At 58.1% G+C, this 19,278-nt stretch carries 12 protein-coding genes; 10 read left to right on the top strand and 2 right to left on the bottom strand.

From position 1 onward, the window contains the following. Positions 1-3 precede the first annotated feature (3 nt). The 9 genes from CR105_RS23215 to CR105_RS23175 all read left to right on the top strand — a co-directional run bounded on the left by CR105_RS23215 (position 4) and on the right by CR105_RS23175 (position 15,260). Positions 4-792 carry a VirB8 family type IV secretion system protein gene (locus CR105_RS23215; RefSeq protein WP_180288286.1) on the top strand — a complete coding sequence of 263 codons (789 nt, stop codon included), beginning with the start codon at positions 4-6 and terminating at the stop codon, positions 790-792. Then, a complete protein-coding gene (locus CR105_RS23210) occupies positions 789-1,613 on the top strand; it encodes a TrbG/VirB9 family P-type conjugative transfer protein (RefSeq protein ID WP_180288285.1) in 825 nt (274 codons plus the stop codon). The genes CR105_RS23215 and CR105_RS23210 overlap by 4 nt, the downstream gene beginning before the upstream one ends. Next, complete coding sequence (locus CR105_RS23205) at positions 1,610-2,884, top strand: TrbI/VirB10 family protein (protein WP_099792673.1); 1,275 nt, start codon at positions 1,610-1,612, stop codon at positions 2,882-2,884. The genes CR105_RS23210 and CR105_RS23205 overlap by 4 nt, the downstream gene beginning before the upstream one ends. Further along, positions 2,865-3,932 (top strand): P-type DNA transfer ATPase VirB11, encoded by a 1,068-nt coding sequence (virB11, locus tag CR105_RS23200; protein ID WP_099792671.1) that lies wholly within the window; start codon positions 2,865-2,867, stop codon positions 3,930-3,932. The genes CR105_RS23205 and virB11 overlap by 20 nt, the downstream gene beginning before the upstream one ends. After that, on the top strand, positions 3,925-4,395 hold the full coding sequence (locus CR105_RS23195) for a hypothetical protein (RefSeq protein WP_099792669.1): 471 nt from the start codon (positions 3,925-3,927) through the stop codon (positions 4,393-4,395). Before virB11 ends, CR105_RS23195 begins: the two co-directional genes overlap by 8 nt. Next, a complete protein-coding gene (locus tag CR105_RS23190; protein WP_099792667.1) occupies positions 4,392-6,266 on the top strand; it encodes a type IV secretory system conjugative DNA transfer family protein in 1,875 nt (624 codons plus the stop codon). The genes CR105_RS23195 and CR105_RS23190 overlap by 4 nt, the downstream gene beginning before the upstream one ends. 13 nt (positions 6,267-6,279) lie before the next feature. Beyond that, the gene (locus CR105_RS23185) at positions 6,280-7,518 is read left to right on the top strand and encodes an LPD7 domain-containing protein (protein WP_099792665.1); all 1,239 of its coding nucleotides are present in this window, start codon (positions 6,280-6,282) and stop codon (positions 7,516-7,518) included. Between the two features lie 166 nt (positions 7,519-7,684). Continuing rightward, a complete protein-coding gene (locus CR105_RS23180; protein ID WP_099792663.1) occupies positions 7,685-10,138 on the top strand; it encodes a DNA topoisomerase in 2,454 nt (817 codons plus the stop codon). A 145-nt stretch (positions 10,139-10,283) separates the two neighbouring features. Continuing rightward, positions 10,284-15,260, top strand: a complete 4,977-nt coding sequence (locus CR105_RS23175; protein ID WP_099792661.1) for a DEAD/DEAH box helicase — start codon at positions 10,284-10,286, stop codon at positions 15,258-15,260. A gap of 147 nt (positions 15,261-15,407) precedes the next feature. Here CR105_RS23175 and CR105_RS28500 read toward each other — a convergent pair whose 3' ends face one another. Both CR105_RS28500 and CR105_RS23165 read right to left on the bottom strand, forming a co-directional pair. Beyond that, a complete protein-coding gene (locus CR105_RS28500; protein ID WP_180288284.1) occupies positions 15,408-18,188 on the bottom strand; it encodes an LPD7 domain-containing protein in 2,781 nt (926 codons plus the stop codon). Further along, complete coding sequence (locus CR105_RS23165; protein WP_099792659.1) at positions 18,178-18,540, bottom strand: plasmid mobilization protein; 363 nt, start codon at positions 18,538-18,540, stop codon at positions 18,178-18,180. The genes CR105_RS28500 and CR105_RS23165 overlap by 11 nt, the downstream gene beginning before the upstream one ends. Before the next feature lie 344 nt (positions 18,541-18,884). On the opposite strand from CR105_RS23165, the gene CR105_RS23160 reads away from it, so the two are divergent. Further along, positions 18,885-19,277, top strand: a complete 393-nt coding sequence (locus CR105_RS23160; protein WP_099792657.1) for a KorA protein — start codon at positions 18,885-18,887, stop codon at positions 19,275-19,277. Position 19,278: the final 1 nt, after the last annotated feature.

The following is a 19,278-nucleotide window of genomic DNA, read 5'->3' as shown; positions in this document are numbered from 1 at the left end:
GCAATGAATGCAATTTTGAAAAGTATCATCGGCGGCAAGAAATCCGAAGCCGACATGACACCCGACCAGTTGGCCGACTTCTACATGAAGCAGGCGATGGACTTCGAAAAGAGCAAGTTCGAAGACATGGCGAAATCGAAGGCACTGGCATGGCGGTGCTTCGCCGGGGCCATGGTGCTCTGCGGCGTGACGATTGTCGCCAGCTCGATCACGGTGTTCAAGAACAAGCCCAATCCGCCAGGGATCATGCAGGTGCATGACAACGGCGATATCACCTGGCTCAAGACGCTTTCCGACGCCAAGATCACGTACAACCGGGCCACCGACATTTCGTACCTGCGCAAGTACGTCGTGTTCCGCGAGTCCTATGATTGGGAAACGATTCAGGACCTGTACAACGCGACGATGCTGTTGTCCACGCCGACCGAGGGAAACCTGTACGCCACGTTCAATTCGGAAGGCAATCCGAGCGCCCCGGTCAACGTTCTCAAGGACAAGTTCCGCGTCATTCCGACGCCCGGCACCATTTCGTGGGTCGGTGACACCGCGCTCGTTTCATGGAGCCGCAAGACGATCAACCTGGTTGATCCCTTCGCTAAGCCGGTGGTCGAGTATTTCGTGTCCACCATTACCTTCAAGTACGAAGACCAGCCGATGGACGACCGCGACCGGGGGATCAATGTGGCCGGATGGAAGGCCACCAGCTACAACGCGGTACGCGACAGTACCAAGACATCGGCTGTATCGGCCGTGACGGCCGTTACCGGCAAAGCAGAAGGGACCGCACCATGAAAAAACATATCCTACCGGCCCTGCTGCTGGGCGCGGCGTGCGCCGCGAACGCAGCGCCTGCCGACGACCCACGCATTCGCACGGTCACGTACCAGCCCAATCAGGTCGTGCGAATCTACACGGCCGTCGGCAATCCGACGCTGATCCAGTTCGAAGAGGACGAGTCGGTCGATGAGTCCGATTCGAGCAAGGCCATGATCGGCATTGGGGACAGGGAGGCATGGAAGGTCGGACCGAAGGGCAGCAACGTCATGCTTAAACCGGCTGCACCCAAGCCCGACACGAAGCTGCTGATCGTCACGAACAAGCGCACCTACGCTTTCGAGCTGGTGAGCCTGCCCAGGAAATCGGACCTCAGCCCGACGCTGGTGTTGCGCTTCGATTATCCGGACAGCCGCGCCAAAGCCGCCCAGGCGGCAAGCCAAAAGCGCTCGGCCGTCAATGAGCGGCTGGAGCAAATCGCGGATCGCGGGCAGGGCAGCGCCAAGCGCAATGTGAATTACATGATGCAGGGGCACACCGGGATCGCGCCGACCTCGATTTCGGACGATGGCCGCTTTACCTTCATGGTCTTCGATTCGACCCGCGAATTGCCGGTGGCGTACAAGGTGCTGCCGGACGGTACGGAGGCGCTGACCAATTTCCATATGGACAGTGACAGCGGGACCATGGTGATCCATGAGACGGCGGGCAAGTTCATGCTCCGCTACGGCAGCGCCGTCCTGGCGCTTCGCAATGATGGCTTCAATCCTGACGGCAAGCTCAATCTGAGCGGCACGACCGTGCCAAATGCCGTGCGCTTATCACGAGGTGAAAAATGACCGCTGCAACCCAAAACGCTGTCGTCGGCAGCGAAGAGTCCGCCGACCGGGACATTCCGGCGCTTAGCTCGACCAAGAAGAAAAACAACCTGTCGCGCATGGTGATCGCGGGCGTCATGGTCTTGGCAGTCCTTGTCGTCGCCTTCGGTGTCATCCTGTTCCTCGACCGCCTGGAAGAAGGGAAGAAGACCAAGGCGCAGGAACAGGCCAAGGCCAAGCCCGCCCCCGCTGTCGTGGCCAGCAGCCGCGATTTCGAAGCGGCGAAGAAGCGCATCAAGCTCGAAGAAGCTCAGCAGATGCCGCCACCGGCAGCGGCGGCGATGGCGATCCCGATGGACGGCGCTACAGCCGCGCCAGGGGCCGCGATGGCCACGCCAGCAGGCGCAGCGGGCACGCCCGGCGCTGCGCCCGCTGGCACGCCTCCTAACGCCTCCAACGGCGCGCCTGGCACGCCAGCGGCCGGGGGCGGCGCGCCCGCCGCGCCGGTCCGGACCCTGGCTCAACGCCGCATGAGCGGCGAGCTGCTGGTCAGCTCGGGCAACAGCGGCGGGTCGAGCGTCAGCGTGGCCAATCACACGGCGCCAGCGGCGGGGTTCCTGGGCAGCGGCGGCGCGCAAGGTAGCCAATCGAGCCGGGGTGGCTTGGATGACAAGCTCAAGCCCTCCCAGCTCGTGGGCGGCGTGGCGGCGCAGCGCCCGGACTTGAATTTCCTGTTGCGCCGGGGGACGGCGATTCCATGCGTGCAGAAAACGCGGATCGTCACCACGAACCCGGGACCGGTCGGCTGTGTCGTGGCCAAGGACGTGTATTCGGCCAATGGCAAGGTGCTGTTGATCGAGCGCGGCAGCGAATCGTTCGGGGAGCTGCGCGATTCCCTGGTGGCCGGACAGTCATTCATTCCCGTGCTGTGGTCACGCATCGAAACGCCCCTGGGCGTGGTGGTGGACATCAATTCGTTCGGCACGGACTCGCTGGGCGCAAGCGGCCAGCCGATCCTAGTGGACAACCACATCATGCAGCGCTTCGGCGGCGCTGTCCTGCTCAGCCTCATTGGCGACCTGGGCCAGGCGCTGTCGAACCGGGCCAATGAAGGCGAAGGCACGATCCGTTTGACGACGAGCGCCAAGTCGGGCCAGGACCTGGCCAACCGGACGCTCGAAAGCACCATCAACATTCCGCCAACCGGCTACGGCCAGCCCGGCGATGTCATCAATATTTTCGTGGTCCGCGATATTGATTTCAGGAGCGTCTATGAACTCGCCCGGCACTAAGAACGTCACGAATATCGACGTATACGACAAGAGCGTCACGCTGCGCTCGAAACTCAAGCAGTCCGGCATTCAGGACTTGCTTGATATGAAGGGCGTCACGGAAGTGTGCGTGAACGCGCCCGAAATCATCATGACGGAATCGCCCGCTGGCTGGACGGCGCATCCCGCGCCGCAAGCCACACTGCGGCTCCTGATCGAGCTGGCCAACGCAGCAGGCATCTATCAGGACGGGATCGGGCTGACCCTGACCAACCCCATCAAGCAGGTTCGCCTGCCCGATGGGCAGCGCGGCCAGGTCGTCATTCCGCCCGCCTGCCTGCCCGGCACGGTGGCGATGGCGTTCCGGATCGCCAGCAATGACCGCTATTCGATTGACGACTACATCAAGTCGGGACGACTGACGAAGTTCCGCGACGTGAGCATTTTCCAGGACGTGCCGAGCGACATTCACCTGGAGGACTTCGAACTGGAAATGCTGGAAGCGAAGAAGTCCCGCGACATGAAGCGTTTCTTCGAGCTGGGCATCGAGCACAAGCTGAACTTCTGCATGTCGGGCGGCACCGGCAGCGGCAAGACCACGTTCATGAAGGCGCTGGCCGATATGGTGCCGACGAACACCCGCATCATCACCATCGAAGACGTGCATGAGCTGTCCTTGCCGCTGCACTGGAACAAGGTCCATTTGATGTACGGCGATTTCGTGACGCCGAAAGAGCAGTTGAAGAACTGCATGCGGATGAAGCCGGACCGCATTTTCTTGACCGAGCTGCGGGGCGACGAGGCATTCGATTACATCGCCGCTCTCAACACTGGCCATCCAGGCTCGCTGACCACGACCCACGCCAATAGCCCGCTGACAGCCTACCAGCGCATCGCCACGCTGGTGAAGCAATCGGGCATCGGTCAGACGCTGGACTGGAATTACATCGTCCGGGAGGTAACAACCTCCATCGACGTGATGCTTCAATTTTCCCGGACGAACATGACGCAGCTTTATTTCGATCCGGTCCGCAAGGCCAAACTGATGAGGGGGGACACCAATGTTTAACCGCTTGCCCGAAACGACCATCTACAAGTCGCCACGCCACAACACAAGCTTGGTGACGCCAGGCCTGCTGCAGCAGTGCCGCGGCGTCACCACTCCGGCCGTGGTGACAGCGGCCGCACCCTGGATCCTCAACCCCGTCACCAATGCGGTCATGGTGACAAATCCCAGCTGCCGGCGCCGCGATCGTGTCACCAACGGCAATTTCGCCCCCGCGAAAACAACTTCGCTCTGGCGATACACGATGGAGAACCTGGTGTCTGTCCTGTACCCACCCGACACCGGCTTTACGCGAGCGGACTACGAAATCATTTACGCCGTATTCATCGACCGCTACGAGCATCTGGACGCGGTATTGCGCTCGATGCCGTCGCCGCAGGCGCGGGAGCTGGCGGAAGAGGAAAACGCCCGCGTCGAAGCTGTCATTCGCAAACTCGGCTTTGTGCCGACAGGGAGAACATCATGAAGCTGCAAAAGATACTAATCGGGTCCGCCGTCGCGGTTTTGGTGCTGGCGGGGCTGTTCGTCGGCGGGCTGTACGCGGGAGGCCGTCTGTTCGCAGACCTGCAAAAAATTCCGTCCGAATCGGTGACGATCTTCACCCTGTACGAGTACGGCAAAGTGTATGGCGATATGCGGGCGGTCAAGCACGCACTGATGGCGGGATGGGCTATCGCCATCGGTCTGCCTCTGCTGCCGGTCATCATGTTTGCCGTGGCAGCGCTGACCGGGAAAAAGCGCGAGCTGCACGGCAGCGCCCGGTTCGCCACGTCGAACGAAGTCCGCCAGGTCGGATTGTTCGGCACCAAGACCAGCAAATGGCCGGGCGTCATCGTCGGCAAGATGGGCGGCAAGTTCCTGACCTTCGAGGGCCAGCAGTTCATCAGCGTCAAGGCCCCCACGCGGTCCGGCAAGGATATTGGCATCGTGACGCCGAACCTGTTGTCGTATCCGCATTCCATCGTCAACCACGACATCAAGCTGGAGAGCTACAAGCTGACGGCGGGGTTCCGCGCAGCGCACGGCCAGGAAGTGTATTTGTTCGCGCCCAACCACCCGGACAAGACATCGCACAGGTTCAATCCGATGTCGTACATCCGCAGGGAATACGACTACCGGATTGGCGATGTGCAGAGCCAGGCCAGCATGTGGTACCCGTCTGGCGGCAAGGACGCGTTCTGGAACGACAATGCCCAGGTGCTGTTCCTCGGCCTGGCGCTGTACATGATGGAAACGCCGAGCGAGTCGGTCACGATGGCGAACATGCTCAGCCTGAGCACACCCGCCACGGGCGAAAGCCTGGACAAGTGGATCGAGGGCACGATTGCCGCCCGCGAGGAACGCGACAGCGAGTTCCCGCGCCTGTCGGTCGAGTGCGTCGATGCGCTGCGCAGCTTCGCGGTCAATACAGATCAGGTACGCGCCAATATTCTGAGCACATTCATTGCGCCGCTCAAGATTTTCCGCTCGCCGCTGATCGCCGCCGCCACGTCGGGCGACGACTTCGACTTGCGCGAGGTGCGCCGCAGGAAAATGACGATCTATTTCGGCATGACGGCGGAAGACCTGGTGACGTACTCCGTGCTCGCCAATATCTTCTACTCGATCCTGCTCAACGAGAACACCAAGACGCTGCCGCAGGACGACCCGAGCCTGAAATACCAGTGCCTGGTCGTGTTCAACGAATTTACCTCCGTGGGACGACTCAAGATCATCCAGAAGGCCATCGCCTACATGGCGGGCTACAACATGCGCCTGCTGCTGATCTTCCAGAACAAGGGCCAGATCGCAGGCCGGGAGGACGGCTACGGGCCGGAAGGCGCGCAGACCTTGATGACCAACTGCGCCATGAACATCCTGTTCCAGCCGAAGGAGAACGAGGATGCCAAGGAGTATTCCGAAACACTGGGCTACCAGACCGTCAAGAGCAAGGCGCGCTCGCGTAGCGTGAGCGCCGGACGGCCTGGGCATTCGCAGAACGAAAGCGATCAGAAACGCGCCCTGATGCTGCCGCAGGAAGTGAAGGAAATCGGATTCCGCAAGATCATCATTTCAGTCGAGGGCTGCAAGCCCATCTTCGCTGACAAGGTGATTTCGTACGAGGACGAAGCCTTTGCCGACCGGCTGAGCTTGACGCCGCCGCCTGTCCCCGCCCTGGTGATCGTGCGCGCCACGCATCGCACGCGCACCTTGTCCCTGGTCGAGTCGGAGACCGTTGATGCCGACGAGATCGTGAACCAAGCGGAATTTCTTCGCGTGATCGGGGAGGGGATTGGCTTCGATATGTCGGAGTTCATCACGTCCACCGCCGACGTGGACCTTCCATTAGCCGCATAACCTGGAGAACTACATGAACACTATTGAAGCAGGCAGCACCCCCGAAAGAAAAGCGCCGCAGCAGCCAGAAAGTCCCACGCTGCGGGTCTTCGCCAAGGTCGGCAACAGCTACGAATTGCAGACTGAAACGACCGAGTACAAGCAGGCCATCAAGGAGGCGGACAAGCTGGTCGGCAAGGGCAAAGACGTTCTGGTGAACGAAAAGGACAATCCGAATATTGTCCACGTCAAGACCAATCGCAGCCTCGATGTCGATGTCGGCCGCGAGATCAAGGGTAGCCAGACCCAGGGGATTCCGGTCAGGGGTCCGGGTGAAGTCGTTTTGGCCAGCTTCTACGAGAAGCTTCCCATGGACACCAAGGCGTTTGACGAGCGCGCCAAAGCGCTGGCCAAGGCCGCGCCCGAGCAAGGCCGCGAGGGCGTCAAGGAAGCGAGCAAGGCCGCTGCCGATCCGGCCGGGCCCGGCAACGCGAAAGAACCGATCAAGAAGGAAACGCCCGAAGGCGTCGCCCTCAGCGGCAAGGAGCCAAAGGCCGTGTTCGACAAGACGGGCTACACGCTGCCGGACAGCGTGAAGGGCGAGTACACCGTCAAGGACGGCAAGTTCCACGACCGCGACACCCAATCGCTGCGCTTCGAGGACCATGGCAAGAAACTTTCGACGCCGGTCGAGGACCGCAAGGTCATTGCCGATATGGTCGAAGTCGCCAAGGCCAAGAATTGGGGCACGCTTGAGCTGAAAGGGACCGACACGTTCAAGCAGATTGCCTGGATCGAAGCATCGGCGCGCGGTATGGAAACGAAGGGCTACAAGCCGAACGAGCGCGATCTGGAGGAACTGGCCAAGGTCAAGCAGGAACGCGGCATCCCTGATAAGCCGGTGAGTGTGAGCGGCCCGGCCAAGGTCAATGAAATTGTCCTGTCCGACCGCACCCCGAGCAAAGACGCACCAGAGCCAGCGAAGGCTAGGGACGCGGCGGAACCGGCCAAGGCCAAGGATGCCGAGCCTGCGAAAGACAAACAGGCTCCGCCGCCGCTGTCGAAGGAAGACCAGACGAAATTGAACGTCGCGACGAGAGTGATGGAAAAGGCGTTGGCCAAGCTCCCCGACAACATGCGCAATGAGGCCATTTCCAAAATGACCAGCATGGTGCGCGACGGCTCGCTGCAACTGCCGACTCCGAAGGTGACGGAACGTGCTGTTGAACGTCCTGCGCCCGCACCCGCGCCAGCAATGGACCGCAGCCGTTAATTTCGCCTCCGCGAAAATCCAATTGGTGACAGCCTGCAGGCCCAGGATCTTCGGCGCCGTCACCAACCCATCATCCACGTAGTGCAAAGCGGTTGGTGGTGACAGCGGCGCCGCGCCGGCGGCGCGGCGCTGTCACCACAAGGTTTCTTTGAAGGAGGGCACGAATATGAAAAGTCTCATCATCGCGGAAAAGTCGTCGGTCGCGGCCGACATCGCCAAGTCCCTTGGCAATTTTAAGAAGGCTGGCGGCTACTTCGAGCGCGACGACTTGATCATCATCGGCGCGGTGGGCCACCTGCTGGGCCTCAAGTGCCCGAAGGATCAGGACGGGGATTTTCCCGTCATACCGACGCACTTCGACCTGGCCCCGATAGCGCAAACGGCCGACAAGCTGGAACAGATCGAATCACTGATCGCCCGCCGCGATGTCGGCACGATCATCAATTGTTGCGATGCGGGGCGCGAGGGTGAGCTGATCTTTCGGTACATCTACAGCCATGCGGGCACGCAAAAGCCGATCAAGCGCATGTGGTTGCAGTCGATGACGCCGGAGGCGATCCGTGCCGGTTACGCCGACCTCAAGGACGGCGCGCAGTTCGATAACCTCCATGACGCCGCCGTTTGCCGCTCTGAGTCCGACTGGCTCATGGGGATCAACGGGAGCCGTGGGCTAACCTGGTTCAACGGCATCATGAACGGCGGGCGCGATATGGTGACGGCGGGACGAGTGCAAACGCCGGTCGTCACCATCGTGGCGGACCGTGAAAACCAGATACTGAACTTCGTGCCTCGATCCTATTGGGAAGTGGCCGGGGTGTTCGTAGCGGCCAGCGGCGAATACGCCGCGAAGTGGATCGACCCGGCCTTTATCAAGGGCGACGACGAAGACGCCAGGGAAGACCGCCTGTTCGATCAGGCCAGCGCGGCGCCGATTGCCGCAGCCTGCGCAGGCGCGGCGGTCGAGTCGGTGACCGACCAGTCCGAAGACGATTTGAAGCAGCCGCCCAAGCTGTTCGACCTGACCACGCTCCAGCGCGAGGCCAACCGCAAATTCGGCTTCACGGCGGCGGAAACGCTGACGATTGCCCAAGCGCTCTATGAAACGCACAAGGTGCTGACCTATCCGCGCACCGATGCGGCGGTGCTGCCGGAAGACTACCTTGATACGGTGGTGCAGGTTTTTGAAGCTTTCGAAGGCGCGTTCGCGCCCATGGCGAGGAAAGCGCTCGACAATGGCTATCTCAAGCAGAGCAAGCGCATCTTCGACGACAAAAAAATCTCGGACCACTTCGCCATCATCCCGACCGGTCTCCAGCCGTTCGGTCTTAATGGCGATGAAGTCAAGATTTACGATCTGGTGGCCAGGCGCTTCATCGCCGCGTTCTATCCGGCCGCGCTGTTCAAAAAGACTGTGCGCGCAACGGTGGTGAAGGGATACACGTTCAAGTCGAATGGGACGGTGCTCGTGACGCCCGGCTGGATGGAAGTCAATGGCCGCGAGGCGGGCGGCGACAATGAGCTGGCCTTCGTGGCCGAGGGCGAGCTGCCCGGAGTAGGATCGATCACCAGCAAGGCCAGCGCGACGAAGCCACCCAAGCGCTTTACCGAGGATACGCTGCTGGGCGCGATGGAAGGCGCTGGCCGGTATGTCGAAGACGAGGACCAGCGCGAAGCGCTCAAGGCCAAGGGCGGACTCGGGACGGTGGCAACGCGGGCATCGATCATCGAAGGTCTCATTGAAGAGACGGAGAGGAAAAAGCCGTACTTGGAGCGCGACGGCAAGGAAATCCTGCCGACGCCCAAGGCGATGCAGTTGGTGCCGATGCTGCGCCAGTACGGCATCAATGAGCTGGTAACACCGGCCACGACCGGCGAATGGGAACTGCGGCTGCGGGAGATGGAGAAGGGTGGCTACGCAAAAGCTAAATTCATGGCCGAGATAAAGGACGTCGTGCTGGCCATCATCGCCAAGCTGCAATCGCAGGGAAAGGCATCCCCGCAATACGCGGCCCTCAAGTTGGACGTTCCATGCCCCAAGTGCGGCGGCGTGGTCCGCGAGGAAAGCTACAATTTTTCCTGCGCCTGCGGGTTCAAGGTCGGCCGCAACATCTGCGGCCGCGACATCACGAAGGCCGAGGTGACGGGGATGCTCCAGAACGGCAAGAGCACGCTGCTCAGGGGCTTCACCAGCGCCAAAAGCGGCAAGGCGTTCGATGCCTTCCTGGCGTACATGAAGGCCGACGACAAGCTTGATTTCATCTTCCCGCAGCCGGGCGAGCATGATGGAAGCTGCCCCAAATGCAAACAGGGCCAGCTCAAGACGAAGACGGGGGCCAGCGGCCCGTTCTGGTACTGCTCGCGTTGGAACGCCGACCCTAAGTGCGATGCCACCTACAAGGATGACAACGGCCAGCCCCTGGTGTCCGCGCCCATCGTTTGCCCCAAGTGCAAGACGGGGCGTTTGAATCTCATTCCAGGGAAGGAAAAACCGTTCTGGTCATGCTCCAACTACCGCAATGAAACGGCGCAGTGCAAGGGAGCGTATCCGGATCGCGGTGGCGTGCCGGATTTGAACCCGCCTGCGAAGCCGTTCAAACCCGGGATGAAAAAGGCGGCGTAATGGTGACAGCGCGCGGCGCTCGAGCGCGCTACGGCGTCACCAAGGCATCAGATTGGTGGCGCAAAACAATTCTCACTTTCAATCCAAAAGGGGCCGTAGTACGCCATAATGCCGGTCAATATATTTGCCTATGGAAAGCCCTCACATGACCGCGCTGTTCGACCTGCTTGCCACTTACCGTAGTGCTTCCGTTTCAGAGCGTGAGAAAGGCACTTATTTTGAAGAGCTGATTGTCACCTACCTGCGCAATGAGGCGACCTACCGCGACCTGTACAGCCAGATCTGGACATATGGGAACTGGGCCAGCGAGCAGGGTATCGACGGCCGCGACACCGGGATCGACCTGGTGGCGAAAACCCAGGGGACTGGCGAATTTCACGCCATCCAGTGCAAGTTCTTTGCCGAAGACTACAAGGTGCAGAAGGCCGACATCGACAGCTTCTTCACCGCCTCTGGCAAGAAGCCGTTCGTGCGCCGTATCGTGATCACGACCACCAATAACTGGAGCGAGCACGCCAACGACGCGCTGCAAAACCAACAGCCGCCGGTCAATAAGATCGACTTGCACGACCTCGAAACAAGCCAGATTGACTGGGCCAAGTACCAACCGCACCACGCGCCCATTCTCATGGAGAAAAAAAAGCTACGCGATCACCAAAAAACGGCCCTTTCTGCTGTCCAACAAGGACTGGAAACAGCGGACAGAGGCAAGTTGATTATGGCGTGTGGCACTGGCAAGACCTTCACCAGTTTAAAAATCGCGGAAAGCGTGGCTGGACCGGGCAAGCGCGTCCTGTTCCTAGTCCCTAGCCTGGCACTGCTGTCGCAGACCTTGACGGAGTGGACGCAGGAGAGCGACACGCCCCTGCACAGCTTCGCCGTCTGCTCAGACAGTGACGTCGGCAAGAAGCGCGCCGTGGACGAGGATGTGGTCCAGACCTTCGCCCATGAATTGCGCTATCCGGCAACTACCCAGCCGGGTCGGCTTGCGATGGAAATGGCCAAGCGCCATGACGCCGAGCATATGAGCGTGGTGTTCTCCACCTACCATTCGATCGACGTCATCAGCAACGCGCAGAAGGAGCACCAGCTCGGCGATTTCGACCTGATCGTCTGCGACGAGGCCCACCGCACCACGGGCGCGACCTTCGACGACGCTGACGAGAGCAATTTCGTCAAGATACACAACGCCGATTTCATCCGGTCCAGCAAGCGCCTGTATATGACGGCCACGCCGCGCATCTACGGCGACAATGCCAAGGCGAGCGCTGAGAAGGACAATGTTGCCCTATGCTCGATGGACGACGAGGCGCTGTTTGGTAAAGAACTGTTCGTCATCACGTTTTCCCAGGCAGTGCAGCGCGGCCTGCTGGTCGACTACAAGGTGATCGTTCTCGCCGTCGACGAGAGCCACGTCAACCGCCGCCTGCAAGCCTTGCTTGCCGACGAGAACAACCAGGTCAAGGTCGATGACGCTGCCAAGATCATCGGCTGCTGGAAGGCGCTTGGCAAACAGGGCACCCAGGAAGACCTGGCTGGCGACACCGACCCAATGAGGCGCGCGGTGGCATTCTGCCAGGTGATCGATGTACCCAAGAATGCCAAGACCCACAAGACCAGCTCGAAGAACATCGCCGGCATGTTCCAGGCAGTCGTTGAGGCGTACCAGGCCGAGGAGGAATTCGAGACTGTCAACCGCCTCATCTGTGAGGCTGAACACGTTGACGGGCGCATGAACGCCAGCCAGAAGGAGGAGAAGCTTAACTGGCTCAAGGCCCAAGCGTCCGAGCATACCTGCCGCATTCTCAGTAATGTGCGCTGCCTGTCGGAGGGCGTCGATGTGCCGGCCTTGGATGCCGTGCTGTTTCTGACGCCGCGCAATTCACAGGTTGACGTGGTGCAATCGGTCGGCCGCGTGATGCGGAACGCGCCAGGCAAGAAACGCGGTTACGTGATCCTGCCGGTCGTGATCCCGGCCGGCATGGAGGCGCATGAGGCGCTTAACGACAACAAGACCTACAAGGTAGTGTGGCAGGTGCTGCAGGCGCTGCGGTCACACGATGACCGTTTCGATGCGATGGTCAACAAGCTCGACTTGATCGGGCGGGACACGGCCAAGATGGAGGTCGTCGCGGTCACCGACAAGATCAACAAACCGGCTGGCAAGAATGGCGCTGCCAAAAAGGATGCTGGCAAGGGCCAATTCAATATTGGCGAACACGCCAAGCGCGGCGACAAGGACAAGCAGATCAAACTGGAGTTTGAAATCGGTGAGATCGAGCGCGCCATTTACGCCAAGGTCGTGCAAAAGTGCGGCAACCGGCACCACTGGGAAGATTGGGCGAACGACATTGCCAAGATTGCGCGTACCCACATCGACCGCATCCAAGCGATCTTGGAGGACGAAAGCCATGTCGCCGAGCGCGCGGCTTTTGGCGCGTTCGCGGCCGAGCTGCGCGACGACCTGAACGACAGCATCTCGGACAACGAGGTGGTCGAGATGCTTGCGCAGCACCTGATCACCAAACCAGTATTCGACGCCCTGTTTAGTGATTACAGTTTTGCCCAGCACAACCCCATGTCGCTTGCTATGCAAAGCGTGCTGGACGTGTTGCAAGAGCATCATCTGAACAAAGAAGCCGACACCCTGCAACGCTTTTACGACAGCGTCAAGCTGCGCGCCGAAGGCATCCAAAACGCCGAGGGCAAGCAAAAAATTGTCGTCGAGCTTTACAATAATTTTTTCCAAAAGGCATTCCCTCGCCTTAAGGAGAAGCTCGGCATCGTATACACACCGGTCGAAGTAGTGGACTTCATCATCCACAGCGTTAATGACATCCTGCAAAGCGAATTTGGCCAAACGCTCGCTAGCGATAACGTCCACATAATTGACCCCTTTACAGGCACCGGCACCTTCATTACCCGCTTGATGCAAAGCGGTTTGATAAGCAAAGAAAGCCTTCCCAAGAAATATGCCGGCCAGATTCACGCCAATGAAATCATCCTATTGGCGTACTACATCGCAGCCATCAATATCGAATCTGTCTATCACGACATAGTGGGCGGTGAATATCAGCCTTTTAGTGGAATTTGTTTGACCGATACCTTCCAACTTTACGAAAAAGAAGATTTAGTTGACCAAATTCTGGTGCAGAACAGCGCTCGACGCAAACGGCAGAAAAATTTAGATATTCGAGTGATTATTGGTAACCCGCCATATTCATCTGGGCAGGAAGATGCGGGAGGTGACAATAAAAATATATCCTATCCTCACCTTGATGAGCGAATTCTCGATTCCTACGTGAATAGTTCTTCAAAAAAGGACGGCAAGAGCAAGGCGTATGACTCTTACATTCGTGCTATCCGTTGGGCAAGTGACCGCATTGGCAATAGTGGTGTAATTGGTTTTGTAACCAATGCCGGCTTTTTGGAGGCGAATACTGCCGACGGATTGCGTAAATGCTTAGCGGAAGAATTCAGCAGCTTGTATGTCTTCCATTTGCGCGGCAATGCTCGCACTTCTGGCGAACAACGTCGCAAAGAAAAGGACAACGTATTCGGTCAAGGTACACGCACGCCGATTGCTATTACGCTATTTGTAAAGAATCCCAATGCCAAACAGCATGGCCAGATTTTTTGGCACGACATTGGCGACTACTTGAGCGAACAAGAGAAGCTAAATATCATTAAAGAATACAAAAGCGTGGGCCGCATCCATGCTGCGAATGGTTGGCTACCGATTACGCCAAATGAACATCATGACTGGCTGGGGCAACGTGACATTGGGTTTTCCAAATTTATTCAAGTCGGAGAAAAAAAAGACAAAGACTCATCGAAAATATTTGAAACATATTCAATGGGCGTAAAAACAAACAGAGATGATTGGGTATTCAATTCTTCTAAGCACATCCTCAAGACAAACATGACGAAACTGATTCATTTCTACAATGAAGAGGTGGATAGATGGTCATCCGAAAAAATGAAAAAGGCTGATACAAATGCAGCGTCATTTATCAATTCCGATCCAACAAAAATAAAATGGACGGAAGATTTAATTGGCGATCTTGCAAAACAGCGGAAGCATGAATTTGAACAAAAATATATTAGAAAATCACTTAGGAGACCATTCTGCAAGCAGTTTATTTATTACGACAAAAACTTTAATTGGACGCATCATTTGATGCCAAGGATGTTTCCAAATGAAGCGGACGAAAACGTAATGATTTACATCACGGGGACGGGTGTAGCTAAAGACTTTAGTGCCTTAGCGATTAATCTGCTGCCTGATTTTCAATTAATGGCGAACGGTCAAGGATTCCCACTTTATTTATATGATACGGCAAAACCTTGTGCGGAAATGAACCAAAAAAATACTCAGCAAATTGATATATTTTCGACCAATCTGGACCTTGAAGAAGTAAACATTGCACAGAAATTGCACATAGCCCGTCGAGAAGGCATTAGCAAAGCCGGACTGAGTCATTTCTCAACGGCCTACCCGGACGAGACTATCAGCAGGGAAAGCCTGTTCTACTACATTTACGGACTGCTGCATTCCCCCGACTACCGCGAGCGCTATGCCGATAATTTGTCTAAAGAATTGCCACGCATTCCTTGCGTGAAAACTGCATCTGATTTTTGGGCTTTTTCAAAGGCGGGCCGTAAGCTGGCTGATTTACACATCAACTATGAGTCGGTCCCCTGCTATCCGGTGCAATTCGTAGGTAGCACCTCGTTGCTAGACAGACTTGAAGATACTGATTTTCAGGTCATGCAAATGAAATTCGCCAAGAAAAAGGATGGCGGAAAAAATGTCGATGACAAGAGCATTGTCCTTTACAACCACAAAATTACCATTACCGGCATCCCGCTCGAAGCCTACGAGTATGAGGTGAACGGTAAACCGGCGCTGGAATGGGTGATGGAACGTCAATCAATAACTACGCGAAAAGACAGCGGCATCATCAACGATGCCAACGATTGGGCAACCGAAACGATGGACAATTCTCGTTACCCCTTGGAGCTGTTCCAGCGCGTCATCACAGTGAGCCTGGAGACGATGAAGATCGTCCGGTCGCTTCCAAAGCTGGACATTCTTGTTGCGGATTCGGTGGCATTTTAGGGTTATACCCATGCGGGGCACTGCCATCGAGACGCTTTTCGCGTTTCGCCCCCGCGAAAATCAATTTTGACTGGACGCTCGAAGCGCGGTTGATGGTGACAGCCTGGCGCTCCTGCAGCGCGCCGGCAGTCACCAATCTGGAAGTACCTATCTTTCCGGCCCTTTGTCTTTTCGCTCAGACGAAGGGGAGGGACGCTGACCAGGCTTCGCTGTAGCGGGTGTTGCCGGTTTAGCGCGCCGCTGGTCTTCGACAAACTTGCTCCCCAGCTCGCGGTGCTGTTCCTTCTTGGCCCGCTCCGATGCCAGATCCGCTGCACGCTGTTCCCGGATAACTTCAATTTTCTTATCGTAGAACGTGACCTTGATCCCGGCTTCGGCTGCGATCCGCGCCGCCCGCTCCTGAAAGTCCTTCGGGCCGGTCAGGGCTAGGACGTTGCCGAACTTGGCTTCGCCAAGGCGCAATGCCGCCTCGATGGCCACCCGGTCGGTCTGGAGCATCAGCAGCTTGTCGCCGTTGTCCTGGATGATCGCCCGCCCGCCAAGCGTATACACCACGTCGCCGTTCTTGTGGACGAGGTGTCGCATCTCCTTCCCGCGATAGAACATGCTGTTCGGCTCAGAATTGCCGACGCCCGCGCCAATCGAACCGATGTCCTGTCCGGGCCGGACCGGCGCGTCCCTGGCCACGCGCCGCAGCTCGGCCAGCGCCTTGTCGTCGCCGCCCTGCGCCTGGCCATGCAGGAAAACACGGTATTGCTCGGAAACGGGTGTCCGTAGCTGCTGCCGCTCGGCCCGGATCGCGTCTTTCAGCGCGCTCTCGCCCGTCATGTAGCCCATCTTCGCCAACGATAGCGCGGCCTTGCGCTCGGCCGCTGGCAGCGCTTTGGCCTGCGCCTGGGCTTTCGCCAGCGTCTCGCGGAGCGCCAGACGGCGCGCCTGCTCGCGCTTGAGCTGCTCGGCCAGCAACTGGCGCTGGCCACCACGCACCTGGCGCTCGTCCTGGAACTTGCGCCACAATGTTTGCGACGGTGCTGCCTTGGGCGCCAGCGAAGGGTGCAAGCCGACCTGGCGCGCATAGGACTGGCGCAGGATCGCGGCCGACTCGGCCCACGGGAGGCGCATTTCCTTGGTCAGAAAATCCGAGACGTTCAGGTTCCGGTTGCCGACCTTGATCCGGCTGCTGCCGTCCGGAGCCGTGCTGACCGCGTACTTGTCAATGATGACGCCGTGCGACACCGACAGCTCGGCCAGTAGCCTGCCGCCATCGAGTTTGCTCCTGATTTCCTTGAACTCGGTCAGCTCGCCCGCCGCGCCGATCTGCTGCCGCTGCCCGAGGTCGCGGGAGAGCTGGCTGAGCGACGAATCGCTGGCCCGGCCAGTGCCGCCTACGTCGCGCTGGCGATGGCGATCCCGTCGCAGTGCGTCAGCTCGACCGGCTCGTCCGTCGTCCAGCTGAACACGTGCATGATCCTGCAATAGCACTTTAGGCCGCGAGGGGTCGCCAGCCACATCGATGCCGGACATTGTTCGCACACCGTTGAGGGTTTTGGTTGCCTGGCCTTGGGCAATTGGGAAAGGGTCGTGCTTCCCACTAACGGCAAAAGCGATTCGACGGCTTGTAAGGCTGTCTGGCTCGGTTCCTCGAACGTGACCGGCTCCGGTGGTCCCTCGTCCTCCAAGCTCGCCGCTGGCCCTTCCTGGGGACCGTCCGGTGGTTCGCTCGGTCCCTCGTCCATTGACGGCCCGCTCGGTTCTTGCGGCCCGTCCATCGGTCCGCTCGGACCCTGGCCCATCAAGTCCTCTTCCCAGCTCTCGCTGTGGCCGCTTGAACCCGTAGGTGTGTTCGAAGGGATTTCGTCTGATTCCGTCTGGCTCATTTTTCGGCTCCTGATACTTGTCGTAAAATTTCCGCGCTTGCTCGGCAAGAATGCGCTGCTTGTCCTCCGGGCTGGCGGCCTGGTAGCTCTGGTACTGTTTCTTATTCCCGCTGTTGAGATACTTGATTTCCATGGCGCGGTGGCCGTGCCAGTCGGCCAACCCGGCCTCGATGTTCGCCGGATCGCGCCGGGCCTGGCCCTCCACCTCGTACTTGCGCTCGACCTCGGCCGAGAGCTTGGCGCGCTTGTCCACGTCGGGCAGCTCGATGAATGCACGGGAAAACACATAGTCTTTCAGGTTCACGCCCTTGGCCTGGCCCTCCCGCTTCACATTCTGGTATTCGTGTTCCTTGCCCGCATTGCGGGTACGGGTCTCACCGAACTCCGTCACCAGCCTAGTAAAGGTCTCGTAATCGGACACCTTGCGGTCGAGAACGGCCGCAAGGATATCCCTCTTCAATTCCTTGTTGGTGCCGTCGAAATGATCGTCCTTGTAGCGCTGGATCATATCGGACGCATTAGTGAATTCTATGCGTCGATGATCCTTGGGACTCGCCAGGCCGTACTTGTTGTTGACGTGCTCCTGAAACGCGTCGATGAACCGCTCGTTTGTCTCGACCATTCCAAGCGGATTGGCAAAGCCGCCGCTAAGCATGTTCGTCTTCGGAATGACAATATGAATATGCGGCTTGCGCTCGACCAGCTCGCCCGTCTTCGCATTCACGTAGCTCTTAATCTTGGGCAAATGCGCTTCGGCATAGAAATTAACCTCATTGTCGCCGTAAGCCGCAAAAGCGAAGTCCTGGAAGTCACGGGTAATATTCGCAAGCGTTTCACGCGAAATCTCGTCTTCCTTAAAGGCGAGGGTGACATGCAAATACCGCTCGCCGTCAGTTTCCATGTCGTTGATGATCTGGTCGGTGAATTCAAGATCGCCCGCCAAAATGACGCGCTCGTCCAAATCGTCGCGGTCGTGCTCGCGGCCTTGCTTATGGCCGCGTTCCAGATATTCCTTGATACCGCCGTTGCCGCCGCTGACTCTAATCAACATGATTAAGCGCAACCTTTAAATACTTCGCAATCTCTTCCAGGGCGCGCAGAGAGTCCTTGCATAAAGAATCAGACAATCTACCGCTCGTATTGGCCGAATTGAGAACGTGCGCAATCTGGTTCATATTGTTGCTCGTCTTATTGAACAGAAATTGCATCCGTTTTTTATCCAGACTCGCAATAGGGCGGGCCACCACGACAGTCTTGTTATTCAGGGCCACGTCCCGGAAAAACTCGGCTTTCGATAAGCCGGACTGCTCGATCTTCGTCCGGAGGGCAGCGGCCACCGTGGCCCCTGTACGGAACGAGAACGGCTCTGAAAGCGGTTCTTCTGTCTTCTTCGGTCTCGCCATGGGCGGCTCCATTCAACGCGTCGCGGTGCCACCTGGCCAGCGCCAGGCGGGTTTCCCGGCGTCCGTAGGACGCAGGGGTTTCAAAGGGGATTCCCCTTTGGCACAGCAATATGATACCAAACCCGTCAGGGTTTTGTATTCATATTTGTCGTGCCTTGAATGGGCGCAGCACATTCAAGCAGCCGTTGCTTTTTGCTTGCATATGGTTGCATTAGGTTGCAAAGCGCCAGGATCAGGCATACTATGGTTGCACGCTGGTTGCAAATGCTTGCATTTCGGTTGCTTGGCCGTGGTCTGCGTCGTATGATGCTTGTTGGCCAATACACCGAGTCTTGAGGGAGAACATGGACATAGAAGAGTTCGCAAAACAAGTCCAGCCGCGCAAGAAGCGCTCCAGGCTGATCCCGTTCAAGGAGCAGATCATGGCGTTGAAATCGCAAGGATACACGGACCTCCAAATCCGCGACTGGCTGGCGCTGAACAAGGTCGAGGTATCACGGGAGATGGTGCGCAAGTTCGTCGCAAAGCAAGTCTCGGAAAAACAGCCGGACTCGCAGCTACCAAATATTCCGGGGAATAAGAATACCGGGAGCAATACGGCTGATCCGATTCCCGTAATTGATCAGACCGCTAAGCCGAAAATGACGCAGGCTGATAAGATGCGCATGAAGCTCGAAGAGCAAAAGCGTAATGCTGAGAGCAAGCAATTCAAACACGACAAAACAGGAAATACATAAT

Source organism: Massilia eurypsychrophila (assembly GCF_002760655.1).
Lineage (GTDB): Bacteria > Pseudomonadota > Gammaproteobacteria > Burkholderiales > Burkholderiaceae_D > JAFCUW01.
This window is presented reverse-complemented; position numbering and strand designations above follow the sequence as displayed.